A 19,925-nucleotide genomic window follows, 5' to 3' on the forward strand; every position below is an offset into this window, starting at 1 on the left:
GCTTAGAAATCGTTATCCAGGCGCGTAGCAGTGCTTATCCCCCACTTTGATAGAAGATGGGGGTGTTAGCAATGGTAGCGATCGGATAAACATATAACTATTTTAATATAAATTTAAGAAGGTGTTTAATTATATATGGAAATTAAAAAGGATTCAATGACCCCAAAAGAAAGAATGAAAACTCTATCAAAAGGCGAACCTGTTGATAGGATACCATGTACTCCTATGATGGGCGTTACTTTAGCTTCTTTTATTGGAAAAACTACTTATGAATACTATCATAATGCAGATGTAACTGCTGAACTTGAAATAGCTCTTTTTAAAAAATTTAGACATGATAGTGTTGGTGTAGGTGTTTCTCTTAGAGAAATTGCAGAAGCTATGGGAACGAAAATTATATATCCTGAAAATTCTATTTCATATGTAGACAAACCTGCTATAAAGGATATAAATGATGTATCCAAGCTTTCCCCTGCTGATCCATATAAGGATGGAAAACTTCCAGTAAGACTTAAAGCAGTAAAAATGGTAAATGATGCTTTAGGTAAAGAAGTAAATGTCAGTTTTTCGATTCCTGCTCCTTTTACAACAGCTTCAGATTTATTAGGAACTGAAAATTTTTTAAAGGCGGTGCTTAAATATCCTAAAAAGGTTCATGAACTTTTAGACATAGTAACAGAATCTAATTTTAAAATTATAGATATTATAGCAAATATGGGAATTGGTTTTGGTATGTGTGACCCTGTTTCTTCTTCAAGTATAATAAGCAAAAGGTTATATGAGAAGTTTTCTATGCCCTATGTAAAAAAATGTGTAGATAGGATGAGAGAAAAAAGTGGTATGGGAACCTCCATGCATGTGTGTGGTAAAAGTAAAGAAATATGGAATAGTTTAATACAAACAGGAATAACCACATTGAGTATTGATAATACTGAGGATCTAGAAAAGGCTAAAAAGGCTGTTGGAGATAAGGTTTGTTTGGTTGGCAATGTATCACCAGTAGATGCTGTACGGTATGGAACTTATGATGATGTTGTACGTGAAAGCAAACTTTGTATAAAGAAAGCTTATAACAATCCAAAGGGATTTGTACTTAGTACTGGATGTCAAATTCCTATAAATTCTCCAATTGAAAATATACAGGCACTTATGGATACTGCAAGAAGTTTTGGTTCTTATCCTGTAAAACCAGATTTGCTGTAGCCTATCTTGTATATAAAAAACTCCACCATTTAAAATAATGAAAAGTTTCATAGGTGGAGTTTTTATATGGGAAACAACTAGCTTAACTTTATACTTATATTATAATCACTATATTTCATCTAAGGACTTCTGTTTTGTTTCAACTCCTAAAGTGGCAATAATAAATGCTACTATTATAAGTATAAATCCAAGCGTTATAAACACAACTTTGGTATCATAGCTTTTAAGTATCCATGCTACTCCATAGGGACTGAATATAGTTGCCAGTCTTCCAATAGCATTACAAAATCCAGAGCCTCTCATTCTTATATTTGTAGGAAATAATTCCGGAACGTAGATAGCAAGTCCAAGTGTAAGTAAAATATATATTATTACAGTTAAGAAAAATCCCATTGTTAATATTATTCCCATAGCATTTTGTGAAGCGTAGGCATATCCAAGTGCACCAGCTGCAAGCATAAATACAGTAAGACACCATTTACGCCCAAATTTATCTACAATGAAGCTGCCAATTAAAGCTCCAAGTGGTGCGCCTATCATCATTATAGTTGTATATCCTAGGGATTTGGAAATATTTATTCCCTTTCTCAAGAAAAACGTAGGTGCCCAACTTACAAAGGTGTATATCAAGGTGTTTATTGCAATTAGTACTACACAGCCTACAATAGTTCTCGAGATCATATTTTTACTAAATAAATCAGTAAATTTTCCTTCATCCCTATGTTTCTCTTTTTTTATTACACTGGGCTGAGATATGGAATTTCTTGATTCCTCTTCTGCTGCACTGTAGAATATGTCTACTACATCCTGTGCATCTTTTTCCATTCCCTTTGATTCATACCATCTTGGAGATTCAGGCATACTTTTTCTAAGATACCATACAATTATGGAAAATACTCCTACAAATACAAACATCCATCTCCATCCAAATCTAGGTATTATGATATACCCTAAAAATGCAGCTGCTGGAGTAGAACAGTTTGTTATAAGAGAAAGCATGGATACCCACTTTCCTCTCGTCTTTGATGGTACAAATTCTCCAAGCAATGCATATCCTGTAACAATTTCAGCACCAAGACCAATCCCCATTATTCCTCTACAGGCTATTAAAAAAATCATATTAGGAGAAAATGCAGCCACAAGAGAGGCTCCTCCAAATATTAAAAGATTCAACTGATAGGAAAATTTACGTCCGAAACTATCCCCTAAAAATCCAGTAAGAAGTGAACCTATTAAAAGTCCTAAAAAAGTTACAGAGATAAAGGTAGCATTTAAGCCAATATTTGACCATCCACTTTTTAATAATACTCCTAAAACTCCGCCTGCCAGATATACATCAAAACCATCTAAAAATATTCCAAGGCCTATAAGCCATAATATCTTGTAATGCAATTTAGATACTGGAACATAATCCATCTTTTCAGAAATGTAACTAACTGATTCCATTAAAATACCTCCATCCAATAAGTGCAAAATTAATTTTTTTATATATAATTTCACTGGCCAGTAAAAATTATTTTCTAAAATTGAGTATAAAAAATAGACCTTCCCATGGGGCGAAAGGTCTATCGCGGTACCACCCAAATTTATCACTTAAATAGTTTAACGGCTTCATGCCGGCACAAGTCCTACTGATTTCAGATTGCAATTTAAGGGTGAGTTTCAATATAATATAAATGTGTTTTTTCACCATGCGCACTCTCTTTAAAGTATAGTTATATCTACTTGTCCCTATCATTATTTTTATAATATTAAGTTGTTAAAATAAAAAGCGGTATTGTTTCTCTTGGAGCGAGAAACAATACCGCGGTACCATCCAAATTTTTTCTTTATAAAATAACGGGTTCAACCGATGTAGCCTACTGATATTTCAGCTAATAACTCGAGGATGAGTTTTCAATATATAAATATTGTGAATTTACAGCAAACATCACTCTCTTTGAATATTATATATTTACTTGATTCCTGTCATAGTTTTTTAATTTGATTTTCTTAATTGTAGTACTAATTTAAGCTATTGTCAAATAAATTTTTTAATCTTCCTTTATCATGTTTATTAACCTATTTTAAAAAATTATATATAAGAAGTTCTATTTAAAACAAATTTTTAGTATATATCAATGTAGCATGTGAATATAAATTTTACTTCACATGTTATAAAATGTGTAAAAACGGGGGTATTAACTTATGCCAAATTATAAATTAAACATTCTCTTTAATTCAAAAGATGTTGCAACTGTTTTTGATGCAGCTCAAAATGTAGTATTATTAAAGAAAGCTTCAACTGGAAATACTGTTGCATGGATAACATTTCAACCATTTGAAAGTAATTATGTAAGCTGGAATGGTAACTATGCAATTTATGCTTCAAACTCAGAATTAAAATCGGGAGCTACGATTGATAAGTTATCTGAAGTTAGTGCAGTTTCAAAACAATTATATACGTTTAATAAGGGAACATTTGATCCTCCTGAATCAAATTCAGATATACAAGAAGGACAATATGCTGTTGAGCATAAGATGGCTGGATATGATACATTAATTTTTGGACTAACCCAAGAAGCAGAATGTAATGGGGTTTTAGTTTCTGGAAGCCCAATTAATGCTTCTATAGTACCATTGAATCAATCTGCAAAATTCACTCCATATGAAATTGTAACAGTTTACCTTGAAGCAGATATTACTAATGGTACTGTTGTTACAAATGTTATTAGCAATTCCTTAGATGTAACATTTGGTGGAGATACTACTGAAGCTACTATTCAATACGATTCTAGCATAGGAGGATTTAAACAAATTAAATAAATATCTATATATAAAACTTTGTTAATCTTGAGCAAAGTGAAAAGAATGCTTAAATTGTGATATATTATTGGTTTGTACAGTATAAGGAAAAATTGCTTGACATATCAAATTTCTGTATACCTATATATACGTGTAAGAACAAGCTACATATTTGAATTTCTATCCAATATGCGGTCTTATTTTTACACGTATCTTTATGTAATATCAGCTAATATATCTATATGTGGAATACTATATTCTAGATTTTATCGTCACAACCTTGGTAAGGGCATTTCTGTTCTATAATAAATACTTCATTTCTTATTTTTAAAATTTTATATATTTCTTCAGCTTCTAATTCTTCAAACTTCTTTAGTTTCCAATTTAATGGTTTCCCTTCTTTTAATAATTTTTATAGCTATTTTATTATTGCAATAACTTATATACATAAAGGTAAGAAATATTTAATAAACTAAAATGTGGAAAAGCATTGAATTTACACATGTATATACATTATAATATAAATGTTGAAGTTATAAAATTTATATTATTAGAGGTGAGTATTTATGTAGGAAGTCATTATTGACGTAAATATTCTGCAGTATTATACAAAAAATATAAAAGGTTAGTTATTTAAAAAGATTAAAAAATAAATAGCTCTTTAAGAAAGTGATGTGAATTAAATGAGTAGTATTTCGCGAAGAATTGAAAAATTGCCAGCTACACACATGCTTTGGACAGTGTTGTTTTTGTCAGGTATTGGATGGTTGTTTGATGCCATGGATCAAGGCATGATGGCTGGTGTAATGGCTTCAATTGGAAAATCATGGAGGCTTACTCCTGCCGATTTAGGCTTACTCGGAAGTGCTTCGGCAGTGGGAATGGCTATTGGTGCCGCTGTAGCTGGAATGGTCGCTGACAAATATGGTAGAAGAACAGTCGTTACATTTACTCTTGTTCTATATGGATTAGCCAGTGCCGTATCCGGTATTTCTCCTAACTTTAGTATATTATTGTTGTTACGATTTTTAACTGGATTAGGTCTAGGTGGAGAGCTGCCGGCAGCATCTACTTTGGTTAGTGAATTTTCACCTGCTAAATCCCGGGGTCGGATGGTTGTTTTGTTAGAAAGTTTCTGGGCTTGGGGATGGATTGCTTCAGCTTTAATTGCTTACCTTTTGATACCAGTATATGGATGGCGCATTGGATTTTTCTTAGGAGGAATACCAGCACTGTATGCAGCCTATCTGAGAAGAAATATTCCAGAATCTCCTCGATACTTGGAACAAAAAGGACGTCTGAAAGAAGCAGATGGAATTGTACGTAAAATGGAACAACAGGCTGGAATAATTAATAATGAAATAGCTGTAACCGATTTGTCCAAAAATAAAAAAATGAATAGTATCACTCTTGCTGATTTATGGTCCAAAGCTTATTTTAGGCGCACCATTGTGCTGTGGGTTCTATGGTTAGGTATTAATTTTGGATATTATGGGTTTGTTTTATGGACTCCGACTCTGCTTGTTGGCAAAGGGTTCAGCTTAGTAAAGGGATTTCAATTTACATTAATTATGAGCATTGCCCAACTGCCCGGATATTACAGTGCAGCCTATCTAATAGAAAAGATTGGTCGTAAAGTAGTTCTAGTAGTCTACTTAATAGGTACCTCCTTATCAGCATATTTATTTGGTCAAGCAACATCTGCAGTTACTGTGCTTGTTTTCGGATGCCTACTTTACTTCTTCAGTCTAGGAGCTTGGGGTGCAGTGTACGCTTATACACCGGAAGTTTATCCTACACGTGTTAGAGGCAGTGGAGCCGGTTGGGCAGCTGCAATTGGCCGTATTGGTGCCATCGCTGCTCCTTACATCGTTGGATTGGTGTATGAAACTAAAGGTAAACAAGCTGGCTTCACTTATGTATTTCTTATGCTAACTATAGTGTTCGCAGTAGTTGCATTAGTAGTTGCTCTAGTTGGTATTGAAACTAAAGGTCGATCCCTTGATGAAATAAATGTGTCTTAACTCTATCTTTTATTATGAAATCTCTTTTCCTACTATTAGAGAAGCCCAAATCTATGATTTGGGCTTCTCTGCTTAACTGGTGGATAGGGATACATTTAAATATGTTTCCATATGTTGAAAGTGATTATTTACATACATCAACCCATGTTCCAGAAGTTACGTTTGATAGTTCTTCTGGAGTAATTTTTACAGCAGAGTTACGTGAGCCAGCAGCAGGATATACATATTCAAATTTTTTTAGTGATTCATCAAGATAAGTATCCATTTGAGTTTTTAATCCAAATGGACAAACTCCTCCTACTGGATGCCCGGTAAATTCAAGTACTTCATCAGCACTTAACATCTTGGCTTTTGTGTGAAAATAATCTTTAAATTTTCTATTGTCAATTTTTGCATCGCCTTCTGATAATATAAGTATATTTCTATCTTTTAATTTAAAGGCCATAGTTTTAGCTATTAAAGCAGGCTCAACTCCAAGAGCGTTAGCTGCTAATTCAACGGTAGCAGTACTTTGACCCATTTGGATTATTTCAAGAGATAAATTGTTATCTTTGAAATACTGTTTTACACTTTCTAAACTCATCAAATCACTCCCAATTATGTATATTTATAAATAGAGTTCTTGGTATCAGGTTGAGTTTTGACTCTACCTGATGCTTAGAAATCGTTATCCAGGCGCGTAGCAGTGCTTATCCCCCACTTTGATAGAAAAGCAGATATCCCAAATCTTTGATTTGGTGATAGTCGCTTTCGCTGTGTGCGATGGGGGTGTTAACAATGGTAGCGATCGGATAAAATAATTATTAAAATTAAGTATAAATAAATACCTACTCTTTTACAAGGTAAATATTGTATGAAAATATAATCTTCAATTTCTTTCAAGACAATCATTTTATCACCTAGGGATTACCCATGCCTTTAATTTTCCATCCATTTGCATATTTTTTCAACGTGACAAACGTACCATCTTTACTATTATCACTATTAAGCCAAGCAGTATCAACTTCCACTTCTGTTCTATTACCAACATTTTTTATGGCTAAGTGATTTTCAGAGTCTTTAAGAATAAAGGATATTGGCTTAATGTTTGCCATACCTTCAACCATAGAGTTCATTTTAACGAATTTTAGATTATAAAGAAGATCTTCCCGAGCCTTTCCTTGATCTATTCCAAGATTATCTGTAAGAGAATCAAGCATTACAGTTGGGGCTAAACATTCATAAGCTCTTGTCTTATCACCATCATTAATAGCTTTAAAATACGTTTTTACTACATCCACTGGATCAAGTGAAGCAATGTCTTTATTTTTCCCAAGTTCAGTAAACAAACTCTTTTTCTGAACCCAATCTTCAAAATCTAATCCTGTAATATCCTTTAAATAATGTTTCTTCACTGAAGGACCAATTTCAAATTGATTAAAAGCTAACCAAGCACCAACTACCTTTTGATTATTAACCAATAATACTAGATTAGAAGGATATTTCTTATATTTACTGAGATCTGAAGCATCCGGAAGTCCATCAACCAAAGAATATCTCCATACATCAACAGTTGTTCCTTTTAACGGTGTCAAGTCGAGGCCTACATCTTTTGAAAACTCATTTGCTAGCTGCCAAAATAGTCCTATGGGATATTGACCTGGACCCACATTCCATGTTTTAGGAACATCAACTTTAAATTTATGTGGATTTTTTTGAACTTTTAAATCATAAAATTTTAAGAATGCTTGTGGAGTAAGATCTGACTTAACAGCATTTGTACTTTTATCGGATTTACCACATCCAGATAGCAGCATCATAAAAATTATTATGAATAAAAAAATTTTTTTCATAAACAACCTCTCTATTATTTAATATTTAGTTGCAATTAAATCAGCGGACATACATTTTAAAATAAGCTGCATACTGGAATCAACATCCAACATTATGAATAATTTTATTAGCTTTTTCTATTTCTTTGGATTCGATATATATTTCATAGTGTTCATGTCCACTTTTTCTTCCATTATGTCTTATTATTTTAGTCTTTACTTTAATACCATTGCTAATAAGCTTATATTTTATCATACAATATTTTTCTACTGTTGTAGCGAAAAAGACCATTTCCCAACTATTCCTCTTAAAATATTGAAAAAGCTTTTTTAACAAAAATATCACTTCCTCTGCTATTACCTGAAGTTTATTATATCATCTATATGTTTATTATATATAACTTATATGTATTCATCAATTAGATTAGGTAGTCATAGGATAACGAGTTCTAAGCATCAGGTGGAGCCAAAACTCCATCTAATGCTTAGAACTCTGTTTACATTTAAATGATAAAAACTTACTTTATCAAAGTGAGATTTTTTTGCTTCAGTCAATAGTGTTAAATTTTAATATATTTTATTTGCCAGCAGCAGCGGAAATCATTGCTTTCACATTTTCTATCTTTGCATTTGCAGGTATATCACAACCAGATGATAGAATAAATCCTGGCCCCATATCTTTTATTAGGTGAGAGCTGTAATCATATACCTCATCAGGAGTTCCAAGAGCAAATTTTGAAGCCTGAACATCTCCTTTAATACACATACGATCTCCTAGTTTTTCTTTAATTTTATAAATATCTGTAGTACCATCTGTTTCAAATACACAAGTACCTTTTGGAAACTCTTTAAAATAGTCAAGTCCACGTTTCCAATTGGAATCAGCATGAAAACTTGCAGCTGCTCCTGTCTCTATTATAGCGTCAGTTATCTTTTTAAGATTTTTCCATACAAATTTTTCCCAAAGTTTAGGATTATAGAAATCAGGACATCCTCGCCCCATAGCTATGAATACGCCTAAATATACTGTGGACATTTAGTTATTACTTCATTTAATACATCTAAATCTAAGTTTATCTTTGAAGCAAAATAATCATCTCTAAAAGTCTCAAATCCTTTATTTATTATAGTATCATAATCATCTTTTATGGTATCAGTTATTGGAGGGCATAAAAAGGCACTGAATATTATTCCTCATTAAAAAGGTTCTAATGAAATAAGATTCAGTGCTTTTTAAGATTCTTACCCGGAGATAAGAATAAGTATTAGATATGAAGAGCAGCCTGGAATGCCTGGTTAACAGCTGTGCCGATTGTACCAACTTTCTGGCAGTCACCAACTATATAAACATTGGTTTCAGGAGCACAGTGGCGAAGTTTTTCTACAGTATCTGTTCTCGAACGCATTCCCATAGCAAGCAGTACCGTATCTGCTTCATACATAGCAGTTTTTCCAGTTTCAATATTATCACAAATAACCTCAGTATCACAAATTTCTTTAAGGCGATTCAAGTATTTTACAGGAATACCTTTGTCTTTAAGTATAGTCCGAAATTCCTTAGCACTTGTGCCTGAACTTTGTATCAGCTTGGAAAAGCTCTTTTTTTGATCTTCCATTTCGATAACGATTACATCTTTTCCTTCATTATGGAATTCAATTGCAGCTTCAATACCAACGGCACCGGCACCTACAATAACAATTTTATCTCCAACAAGACTTTTGTCAGATTCAGCATCAATGGCCCAGTGTACATGCTTTTTATTAATTCCCGGAATACTCAAAGGAATGATAGGATCCGAACCAACTGCAATTATAATTGCATCGTAATTCTGAGTATCAAGCATATCCTGTGTTGCATCTGTATTAAATAAAATTTTTGCACCTGCAGCTTTGCACTGTGCAGCTGTGTGTTTAAGCCATTTCAAATAATCCTGGCAATCAATTTTAAATGGAGGAAGTGCAGCTCCTTGTACATTACCACCAATTGATCCGGATTTTTCATAAAGAGTTACATCGTGTCCGCGGTCAAGTAATGTCTGCATTGCCTGGATTCCACCAGGGCCTCCTCCTATTACAGCAACTTTCTTCTTAACAGGTGCCTTTGGAACAACACCATCTCTAAGTTCACTTGTCATTCCTGAAATAGGGTTAACAGCGCAATATATTGGTTTGGGAATAAAAAGATGTTTTGTACAAGTATCGCAGCGTAAACATGGCCGCCTGTCTTCAGGACGGTTTTCAGCATACTTTCTAGGCATATCAGGATCTGCCATAAGTGGACGACACATAGCAACGAAATCAGCCCATCCATTAGCAATGATTTTTTCAGCATCTTCAATACTTGTAATAGAACCTACTGTAGTTACAAGGAGATCAGGATAAGCTTTCTTTACATCCCGTGCAAAATGAACATTAAAGCAGCGATCCATCATATAGTTTTGGCACCAATTACGGTAATATTTCATATTGAAGTCACTGTGAAGTCCAGCAGAAACGTGAAGAATATCAATATGATCTTTTAATAATCCGATAAGTTCAAGTGTTTCTTTAAAATGCATACCTTCTTCTGCAATTTCATCAGCAGAAATACGAAATTCGATTACGAAGTCCTCACCGACTTTTCTGCGGATAGCATCACATACTTCAATAGCAAAACGTGCCCTGTTCTCAATTGAACCACCATACTCATCTGTTCTATGATTGTAAAGCGGGCTGGTAAACTGTGAAATAAGGTTACCATGTCCACCATGAACAAGACAGATATCCATTCCTGCTCTTTTCATACGCGCAGCAGCATTGGCATATTTTTCAACAGTTTGTACAATTTTTTCATGTGTCATTTCAATTGCAGGTATAGGATCTCTTCCAAGTGCTGCAGAACGCGTAGCCTCACTTGAAGAAATATTCGGTGATGAACTGTAAGGAGCGTGGCCCACAGTTTCAAAAGCCGTATTTTCACCATTATGATTAATCTCCAAAGAAGCATGACAACCATACTGTTTGCCCATATCAGCATATAATGTTAACGGGAAAATGCATCTGTCATCCTTAAGGTCAAGCTGAAAAGCTTCATCTTTAGATTCTGTAATATCAATGGAACAGTTGCCGACATACAATGTGCATACCCCACCACGTGCAAACATACGGAACCAGTCTACAAATTCCGGTGTAACTAGGCCATCAGTACTGGCAAGATTGGGAGATGGTGGTGCAAGAACAATACGATTTTTAAAATCTATTCCTCTTATTTTAATAGGTGAGAATACATGTTGAAATTTTGATCTCATTTCATTCATCCTTTCTGTTTTAAATTTTGGTATTTCATGTTTTTACATGGTATCAATATTTAACCAACTATATTTTAATAATAATCTAATTGATTTTAAGTTTAAAGACACATTATGACTAGATTTTATATGCCATAATGTACACTATGCACACTAAAAAAAGTATTTAACACATAAAATAGTGAATTTTACGTGTTAAATACTTATATCATACGCATTTCTATAATATATTTGACAGAGCTATCAATATTCCAATCTTAGCATGGTCAAAAGTAAGTCCGCCTTGCAGATAACCTATATAAGGCTCTCTTATAGGTGCATCTGCAGACAACTCTATAGAAGCTCCCTGTATGAAAGCTCCAGCAGCCATTATGACCTGATCTGAATATCCGGGCATATCCCAAGGTTCACACTGGGCAAAAGAATCTACAGGAGATCCCTTTTGAATTCCGCGACAGAAATTTATAAGCTTTTCCTTGTCGTTAAACTTAATAGACTGTATTATATCGCTTCTTTTATCCGTATATTTAGGAAGTACTTCAAATCCTGCAAGTTCCATTATTCTAGAACAGAATATAGCTCCCTTTAGTGCTTCTATGGCAACGTGAGGTGCAAAAAATAAACCTTCATATAAAAGCCTCATAACTCCAAAAGTAGAACCACATTCGCCACCTATTCCAGGTACAGTTAGTCTGTAAGATGCTTTTGCAACGCAGTCCTTCTTTCCTGCTATATATCCACCAGTTGGTGCTATTCCACCACCTATGTTTTTTATAAGTGAACCTGCTACTAAATCAGCTCCTACATCTGTAGGTTCTATGGTATCTATGAATTCACCATAACAATTGTCTACAAAGCATATTACATTAGGGTTTATACCTTTAACAAAATCTATAATTTCTTTGATTTCAGATATAAGAAGAGATTTTCTCCAGCCATAACCTGTAGATCTCTGAATATGTACTAATTTTATTGTATGATTATTTTCAAGATGTTTTTTTATGTCTTCAAAATTTATTTTGTTATCATCAGTTAAATTTACCTGTTCATAATTTACTCCATATTCTTTAAGAGAACCCGAACCCTTGTTTTCTATGCCAATTACTTCATGAAGGGTATCATAAGGATCACCGCATACTGAAAGCATAGTATCTCCAGGGCGTAAGTTTCCAAAAAGTGCACAGCCAAGAGCATGAGTTCCATTTACAAAATGAGGCCTTACAAGGGCACTTTCTGAATTGAATATTCTAGCATAGACTTTGTCCAATGAATCTCTACCTATATCTCCATATCCATATCCAGATGAATTTGTAAAATGGGATTCGCTTATTCCCTCTTCTTGCAGTGCATTTAAAACTTTTAATTGATTGAATTCCCTTATTTCATCATAGTATTGAAATTGGTCTTTCACATCATTTAAAGCTCTTTCGTATAAATCAATTACCTTATCGCTTATTTTATATTTATCTTTAAGTACTTTTTTTGTTATATTTAGCAAAAATATTACCTCCTAAATGTATGTGTACTAAATGTCATATTAACATATAAAAAAGGAATAGACAAATGTCCATTCCCCCTATAGCTCATTTCCTGAAAAGTTGTTAAATAAAATGCATTTTATAGGTGTCATAGTTGAAATCGCATGTTTATATACCATCATTTGTTTACCATCACAATCCATTATAACAGTAAAGTTGTCAAAACCCTTTACATTTCCTTTAATTTGAAATCCATTTGTTAAGTATATAGTAACTGGAATTTTATTTTTCCTTGCCCCATTTAAAAATATGTCCTGTAAGTTATTAGCTGTTTTACTCATAGTTCTCACCCTCCGTAACTTTTATTTATATTCATACAATATAATGAATTTAAATTTTCATTATATTAAAGACGTTTATTATATGTTCTACAATGTCTTCGTCACAACTAAAATTATCCTTATTTATCCAAATTGCCCTTTTATCTTTTCTAAACCAGGTTAACTGCCTTTTAGCATAATTCCGGCTTCCCTTTTTTACTAAGTAGATAGCTTCATCTAAGGTAGAATTTCCATTTAAATAATCTAAAATTTCCTTATAGCCTATACCCTTCATGGATTGCATATCAGGAGTATATCCCATGGATTTTAATCTTCTAACTTCATCTATAAGGCCATTTTCCATCATTAAATCTACCCTCTTATTTATTCTATCATATAATTTAGCCCGATCCATAGTGAGTACAAAATAATATATGTTATAAGGTATGTCATATAAATTAGTATTTGCATTGTACTCACTTATAGTTTTTCCTGTGAGTTTATACACTTCCAGGGCACGTATAACTCTTTTTAAGTCATTTGGATATAATCTTTTGTAAGAATCTATGTCTACCTCTTTCAAAAGGGAATGTACGTATTCCTTCCCTTTTTCTTCTGCTAAATTTCCCAAGTATTCTCTATAACTTTTGTCTGTTTTTGCATCTGTAAAATTGTAATTTAAAATGAGAGAATTTATATAAAGTCCAGTACCACCTACTATCATAGGAAGTTTATCTTTTTTACATATTTCATCTATTGCATTTTCAGCTAAGACTTTGTACTCAGATACGTTGAAATTCTTATCTGGTTCAATAAAATCTATTAAGTGATGGGTAATGCCCTGCATTTCATCTTCTGTAACTTTAGCAGAACCTATATCCATATACTTGTATATTTGCATGGAATCTGCAGATATTATTTCACCGTTTAATTTTTTAGCAAGTTCTATAGATATATTGGTTTTCCCAACTGCAGTTGGTCCCGAAAGTATAAATAAGTTTTTCATGTCTCTCCTCATTGTATTCTTTTGAATTTTTTCTCCAGGTCATTTAATGTAAGTTTTATTATAGTGGGCCTTCCGTGGGGACAGTTAAATGGGTCATCTATAAAGCGCAGCTCTTCAATTAAATGATTCATTTCTATTTCTGAAATGCTAGCATTTGCCTTTATGGCGGCTTTACAGGCAAGAGTTGCAAGTGAAAGGTATTTAACTTCCCAGGTATCGCCTGATCCCATGTTTTTTAAATTATCTAATATATCCATAAATAAGTTTTTCATATCGGGTTTTCCAAGTATCATAGGTACTTCTCTTATACTTATTGTATTATTTCCAAATAATTCTACATTAAAACCAGTTTTTTTAAATAAATCTCTATTTTCTATAAAACAATTATAATCTTTAATTGTAAGTTCCATTATTACAGGAGTTATTAAAACTTGAGATAATACCATTCCTTTTTGTATACTCTTTTTATATTTTTCAAAGAGAATTTTTTCATGGGCTGCATGCTGGTCTATCATATAAAGATTACTGCTATCTTCTGCTATTATATAAGTACTATGAAATTGTCCTATTATCCTAAGGGGCTGAAATTTAGCAACTCTAGGTTCTTCTTGTTTATTTTTAGATACTGCATTTTCCTTAGCAGTAAAAGATACCTTAGGTTCTTTTATAAATTCATTTTTATTTGAGTTTTCTTTACTTTTTTTAAATAAGCTAGATCCATTTTTTTCTATATAAATCCCCTCATTTGGAGATTTCAAATCTATTGGTATTTGAACTTCCTTAATTTCAGTTTCAGTTTTTTTGGGTTTTAAATCATCTTCCTTTAAATCAATGGTAAAGGAATCTTTTAAGCTTTCCCTTAAAGCTTCATGAATTGCATCAAATACAAATTTAAATACCATTCTGGAATCGCTGAATTTAACTTCCCATTTGGCTGGATGAACATTTACATCTACAAATTCGGGAAATATGTCTATGAACAATATAAAAAAAGGAAACTTATTTATGGTTAAGAATGATTTAAAAGCCTGCTCTGCAGCGGAAGTTATGGATTTATTTTTAACATACCTCTTATTTATGAATATACTTTGGTTATTTCTGCTTCCCCTGCTTATTTCGGAGTTACCTATGTATCCACAAATTGAAATAATATCGCTGTGCTTTTCCACAGGAATTATGTTTTCATATATATTTTTCCCATATACGCATCGTATAACATCCATCACTTTTCCTGTACCATAAGTTGTAAGAGCCTTTTTGCCATTTTTAAAAAATTTAAAGGATATATTCGGATTGGCAAGAGAAAGTCTTGTTACTATGTCCGATATACCTGCTGCTTCCCTACTTGGGGATTTTAAGAATTTTTTCCTGGCAGGTACATTGAAAAATAAATCCTCTACTAAAATTGTAGTCCCTTTGTTACAGCCAATTTCTTGAGTTTCCTTTAAGACTCCACCACTTATAATTATTTCATTTCCCACATCAAAGCCTTCTGCTTTACTTTTAAGTATGGTGTTTGATACGGAAGCTATACTGCATAGAGCCTCTCCACGAAATCCTAAAGTACTTATTTTATCTAAATCTTCTACAGTGCTTATTTTACTTGTGGCATGAGGCATAAAGGCTTTTTTTATATCCAAAGGGTGTATTCCCCATCCATCATCTATTATTTTTATGGACTTTTCTCCACCTTCTTCTATTTCTATAGTTATGTTCTTAGCTCCAGAGTCTATGCTGTTTTCAAGAAGTTCTTTTATTACAGATGAAGGACCTTCAACTACTTCTCCAGCGGCAATTTTATTTGAAGTATTTTCATCAAGTAAATTTATTCTTTTCATCATAATACATCATTCCTTATGACTAAGTTTTATCTTATGGACTTTGCTCTTCTTATTATATCATAAAGTTTATTAAATCCGTCCATAGGAGTCATGTTTAGTATATCTATATCCGTAATATCTTTTACTAAATTTGTCTTTTCTATATCTGAAAATCCTAATTGTCTGGTTGGTTCAAGCATAGGAGCTTTTTCTTTAATCATCTCCTCATTTTTGAGATGAGCTTTTTTCTCATTTATTGAATACTCTGCATCTAGCGCAATTTCAGAACCAGCACATTTATTTTCTTTTAGCTTTTTACTTTCAAGGCTATTTAGTATTTCTCCTGCTCTTTTTAAAACTTCTTCTGGAAGCCCTGCAAGCTTTGCAACTTCTATACCATAGGATTGGTCGGCTCCTCCTCTTATAATTTTTCTCAAAAAAACTATATTATCCTCCATTTCTTTAACGGATACACAGTAATTTTTGACTCCATCTATCTTGCCTTCTAATTTAGTCAGTTCATGATAATGGGTGGCAAATAAGGTTTTACATTTTAGCTTGCTGTTTTTACATATATATTCTATTACCGACCAAGCTATGCTAAGACCGTCGTAAGTACTTGTTCCACGTCCTACTTCATCCAGTAAGATCAAACTTTTGTTAGTTGCATTTTTAAGTATGTTGGAAACCTCCCACATTTCCACCATGAAAGTACTCTTTCCTGATGCCAAATCATCTGATGCACCTATCCTTGTAAATATCTTATCACAAACAGATATGGAAGCATTTTTTGCTGGCACAAAGCTACCAATTTGGGCCATTATAACGATCAAAGCTATCTGTCTCATGTAGGTAGATTTGCCTGCCATATTAGGTCCTGTTATTAAAAGAAGTTGATTCTTACCAGTATCTATGTTTATGTCGTTTGATATAAATTCTCCAGAGTCAATCATCTTTTCTACTACAGGATGTCTACCTTCTTCTATAATTATGTTATCTGAATTTGTTATTTTAGGTTTACAATAATTATTTTCTATAGCAACTCTTGCAAGGGAGCTTAAGCAATCTACTTCTGAAATTATTTTAGCGGATTTTTGCATTCTATCTACTTCAATTTCTATTTTATCTCTTACTTCTATAAAAACACTATATTCTAGATTTATAAGTTTTTCTTCTGCACCTAATATTTTATCTTCCATTTCTTTTAATTCAGGAGTTATGTATCTTTCTGCATTTGTAAGAGTTTGTTTTCTTATATATCTACCTTCTGGTACAAGATTTAAATTGCTTTTAGTAACCTCAATATAATAACCAAATACTTTGTTATATCCTATTTTAAGAGATTTTATTTTAGTAACTTCCCTTTCTGAATTCTCAAGAGAAGCTATCCATTCCTTACCGTGAGCCTTTATTTCTTTAAGTTCATCTATGTCACTGTTATATCCTTTTTTTATAAGGTTACCTTCTTTTAAAGATATTGCAGGATTATCTAATATAGATTTATCTAAAAGTACATAAATGTCTTTTAGTTCATCTAAGTTTTCATACATATATTTCAATAATTTTGTGTGAAAGTTTGAAAGTATAGATTTTACTTCAGGTATTTTTTCTATAGAGTTTTTTAAAAAATTCAACTCTTTTGCATTTACACTTTTAGAAGATATTTTTCCAACTAATCTTTCAATATCATATATGTTTTTTAAAGCCTCTTTTAAATCTTCATGATAAGATATATTATTTGAAATTTCTTCTACAGAATCCAGTCTTTCTTCTATCTTGACCTTATTTATAAGGGGCTGTTCCAGCCATCTTCTAAGCTGTCTCCCTCCCATAGATGTATTTGTTTTATCTATAACCCAGAGGAGAGATCCCTTTTTATTATTTTCTCTTAAGCTTTCTGTAATTTCTAAATTTCTTCTGGAATTTCCATCTATAGTGAGATAATCTACTATATTATAATAGGAAAATTTATTTATATGAGATAGATCATTCTTTTGAGTTTCCCTTATATATTTCAGTAGGGAGCCACAGCATTTTATAATTTCATTACTATAATTTTCTCCTGTAAAATTTTCAAACTGATCCTCTAACATATTTTTAGTTTCGCCTGCAAAATAGCTTTCATCTAATTTAGTGAATGAACCACTAAAAATATCCTTCATTTTATTCAATAGATCAATACTTATACTATCTTGAATCAGTATTTCACTTGGAGAGTATTTTGATATTTCATCTAAAATTGTAGATAAATTAAAAGGAGTGTCCGTACAATTGAACTCTCCAGTGGATACATCTGCAAAACACAGTGCAGAAATATTTGTCTGGGTATCTATGTACAAACACGCTATATAATTATTTTTATTTTCTTCTAAAAAAGTAGAGTCCGTGTAAGTTCCAGGAGTTACAACTTTAATTATGCCCCTTTTAACTATACCTTTTGCTAGAGCGGGATCTTCTAGTTGCTCACATATAGCTATCTTATATCCCTTGTTTATAAGCCTTCCTATATATGAATTTGCGGCATGATAGGGTATTCCACACATAGGAGCCCTTTCTTTTAAGCCGCAGTCTCTACCTGTAAGTACTAACTCAAGTTCTCTAGATGCTATTTTTGCATCTTCAAAAAACATTTCATAAAAATCACCTAATCTAAAAAACAGTATACAGTCTTTATAACTTTCTTTTACTTCCATATACTGCTGCATCATTGGAGTTAATGCCACTTTATTGTCCTCCTTGCTACTGTATTTCCTCACCTAAAAGTGAGAAAGAAGTTGCTTTTGTTATTTGTACTTTAACTAATTTACCTATATCTTTTTTGTTACCTTTAAAGTTTACCAGTTTACCTGATCTTGTTCTGCCTGTAAGTTTTGTATTATCATTTTTACTTGTACCTTCTACTAATATTTCTTCCGTTCTTCCCTCATAGTCCTTGTTTTTTCTAGCAGAGGATTCATTTATAACTTCAACAAGTCTATTAAACCTTTCATGTTTTATATCTTCTGGAATCTGATCTTCAAAATCATAAGCAGGAGTACCTTTCCTTTTTGAATATATAAAAGTAAATGCAGAATCATACTGTACTTCTCTTGCAAGATTTAATGTTTCTTCAAAATCCTCTTCTGTCTCACCTGGAAAACCAACTATTATATCTGTAGTAATAGCGGCATCTGGCACTTTTTCTCTTATCATTTTAACAAGATTTAGATACCCTTCCTTTGAGTAACTTCTGTTCATTTTTTTTAAAAGAGAAGTTGAACCCGATTGTACTGGAAGATGTATTTGCTCACATACTTTACTGCACTCAGCTACGGCGTCTACTACATCTTCAGTTAAATCTTTAGGCTGGGATGTCATGAATCTAATTCTTTCAACACCATCTATAGAATTAATTCTCCTCAAGAGATCACTGAAACTTACTTTAGGTTCTAAAGTTTTACCATAGGAATTTACATTTTGTCCAAGGAGAGTTATTTCTTTATAACCTTTTGAAATCAATTCTTTTATTTCTTTTTCAATATCTTCAGGTTTTCTGCTTCTCTCTCTCCCTCGTACATAGGGAACTATGCAGTAGGTACAAAAATTATTACATCCATACGTTATTGTAACAAAGGCTTTTACATTACTTTCTCTGTCTATTGGAAGTCCTTCTACGATTCCGGATTCCTTGTCTTGTATTTCAATTACAGATGTATTTTCCTGCTGAACTCTATTTAAGTATTCAGGAAACTTATAGGCATTATGGGTTCCAAATATTATATCTACAAAAGGAAATCTTTTGATTATGTTTTTTGCCATGTCTTTTTGCTGCATCATACAACCACATATGGCTATTATGAGATTTGGATTTTTAATCTTTAGCTTTTTGAGCATTCCAAGATTTCCATATACTTTTAATTCTGCATTTTCTCTTACGCAGCAGGTATTGAATATTATTAAATCCGCAGAAGATCTATCTTCTGTTCTTTTATATCCTAATCTTTTTAACATGCCAGATAATTTTTCAGAATCCTCTTCATTCATCTGACAACCCCAGGTTTCTATAAAGAAATTTTTAGTTGCTTTTTCTACGTTATTTATCATGTATTATAACCTCCGATAGTCTTAGCTTTACACTGTATTATAACATAATAAGCAACTGAAAATAAACATAATTCATTTGAAGTATCTTTATTAAATTATTAATCCATTG

General features: G+C 32.5%; 15 protein-coding genes and 2 other annotated features. Of the genes, 3 read left to right on the forward strand and 12 right to left on the reverse strand.

Features of this window, described 5'->3' with window-relative positions; genetic code table 11:
* Positions 1-135: 135 nt before the first annotated feature.
* Positions 136-1,203: a uroporphyrinogen decarboxylase family protein gene (locus tag CLJU_RS10365; protein WP_013238761.1), complete on the forward strand. Its 1,068-nt coding sequence runs from the start codon at positions 136-138 to the stop codon at positions 1,201-1,203.
* Between the two features lie 108 nt (positions 1,204-1,311).
* Here the strand turns inward: CLJU_RS10365 and CLJU_RS10370 are convergent, their stop codons facing one another.
* The gene (locus tag CLJU_RS10370; RefSeq protein ID WP_013238762.1) at positions 1,312-2,649 is read right to left on the reverse strand and encodes an MFS transporter; all 1,338 of its coding nucleotides are present in this window, start codon (positions 2,647-2,649) and stop codon (positions 1,312-1,314) included.
* A 103-nt stretch (positions 2,650-2,752) separates the two neighbouring features.
* Positions 2,753-2,950: a binding site (T-box leader), on the reverse strand.
* A gap of 37 nt (positions 2,951-2,987) precedes the next feature.
* Positions 2,988-3,184: a binding site (T-box leader), on the reverse strand.
* 206 nt (positions 3,185-3,390) lie between these two features.
* Here CLJU_RS10370 and CLJU_RS10375 point away from each other — a divergent pair.
* Positions 3,391-4,008, forward strand: a complete 618-nt coding sequence (locus CLJU_RS10375) for a hypothetical protein (protein WP_013238763.1) — start codon at positions 3,391-3,393, stop codon at positions 4,006-4,008.
* A 662-nt stretch (positions 4,009-4,670) separates the two neighbouring features.
* Positions 4,671-6,011, forward strand: coding sequence for an MFS transporter (locus tag CLJU_RS10380; protein WP_013238764.1), 1,341 nt, complete (start codon positions 4,671-4,673; stop codon positions 6,009-6,011).
* 124 nt (positions 6,012-6,135) lie between these two features.
* Here the strand turns inward: CLJU_RS10380 and CLJU_RS10385 are convergent, their stop codons facing one another.
* From CLJU_RS10385 to miaB, 11 genes are all read right to left on the reverse strand, one after another.
* Positions 6,136-6,594, reverse strand: coding sequence for a YbaK/EbsC family protein (locus CLJU_RS10385; protein ID WP_013238765.1), 459 nt, complete (start codon positions 6,592-6,594; stop codon positions 6,136-6,138).
* Positions 6,595-6,910: 316 nt separating this feature from the next.
* On the reverse strand, positions 6,911-7,843 hold the full coding sequence (locus tag CLJU_RS10390) for a DUF4830 domain-containing protein (protein ID WP_013238766.1): 933 nt from the start codon (positions 7,841-7,843) through the stop codon (positions 6,911-6,913).
* Positions 7,844-7,922: 79 nt separating this feature from the next.
* Positions 7,923-8,159: a hypothetical protein gene (locus tag CLJU_RS10395; protein WP_013238767.1), complete on the reverse strand. Its 237-nt coding sequence runs from the start codon at positions 8,157-8,159 to the stop codon at positions 7,923-7,925.
* A gap of 240 nt (positions 8,160-8,399) precedes the next feature.
* Complete coding sequence (locus CLJU_RS10400; protein WP_013238768.1) at positions 8,400-8,858, reverse strand: uroporphyrinogen decarboxylase family protein; 459 nt, start codon at positions 8,856-8,858, stop codon at positions 8,400-8,402.
* A gap of 229 nt (positions 8,859-9,087) precedes the next feature.
* A complete protein-coding gene (locus CLJU_RS10405; RefSeq protein ID WP_013238769.1) occupies positions 9,088-11,109 on the reverse strand; it encodes an oxidoreductase in 2,022 nt (673 codons plus the stop codon).
* A 220-nt stretch (positions 11,110-11,329) separates the two neighbouring features.
* The gene (locus CLJU_RS10410; protein ID WP_013238770.1) at positions 11,330-12,607 is read right to left on the reverse strand and encodes a methionine gamma-lyase family protein; all 1,278 of its coding nucleotides are present in this window, start codon (positions 12,605-12,607) and stop codon (positions 11,330-11,332) included.
* 78 nt (positions 12,608-12,685) lie between these two features.
* On the reverse strand, positions 12,686-12,928 hold the full coding sequence (gene hfq / locus CLJU_RS10415) for an RNA chaperone Hfq (protein WP_013238771.1): 243 nt from the start codon (positions 12,926-12,928) through the stop codon (positions 12,686-12,688).
* Between the two features lie 49 nt (positions 12,929-12,977).
* Positions 12,978-13,913: a tRNA (adenosine(37)-N6)-dimethylallyltransferase MiaA gene (gene miaA, locus CLJU_RS10420; RefSeq protein ID WP_013238772.1), complete on the reverse strand. Its 936-nt coding sequence runs from the start codon at positions 13,911-13,913 to the stop codon at positions 12,978-12,980.
* Between the two features lie 8 nt (positions 13,914-13,921).
* Positions 13,922-15,751, reverse strand: a complete 1,830-nt coding sequence (mutL, locus tag CLJU_RS10425) for a DNA mismatch repair endonuclease MutL (protein ID WP_041705412.1) — start codon at positions 15,749-15,751, stop codon at positions 13,922-13,924.
* Between the two features lie 29 nt (positions 15,752-15,780).
* Complete coding sequence (gene mutS / locus CLJU_RS10430) at positions 15,781-18,456, reverse strand: DNA mismatch repair protein MutS (protein WP_013238774.1); 2,676 nt, start codon at positions 18,454-18,456, stop codon at positions 15,781-15,783.
* A 16-nt stretch (positions 18,457-18,472) separates the two neighbouring features.
* Entirely contained in the window at positions 18,473-19,816 is a 1,344-nt protein-coding gene (gene miaB, locus CLJU_RS10435) for a tRNA (N6-isopentenyl adenosine(37)-C2)-methylthiotransferase MiaB (protein ID WP_013238775.1), read from the reverse strand.
* Positions 19,817-19,925 lie beyond the last annotated feature (109 nt).

Source organism: Clostridium ljungdahlii DSM 13528 (assembly GCF_000143685.1).
In the GTDB taxonomy this organism is placed as follows: domain Bacteria; phylum Bacillota; class Clostridia; order Clostridiales; family Clostridiaceae; genus Clostridium_B; species Clostridium_B ljungdahlii.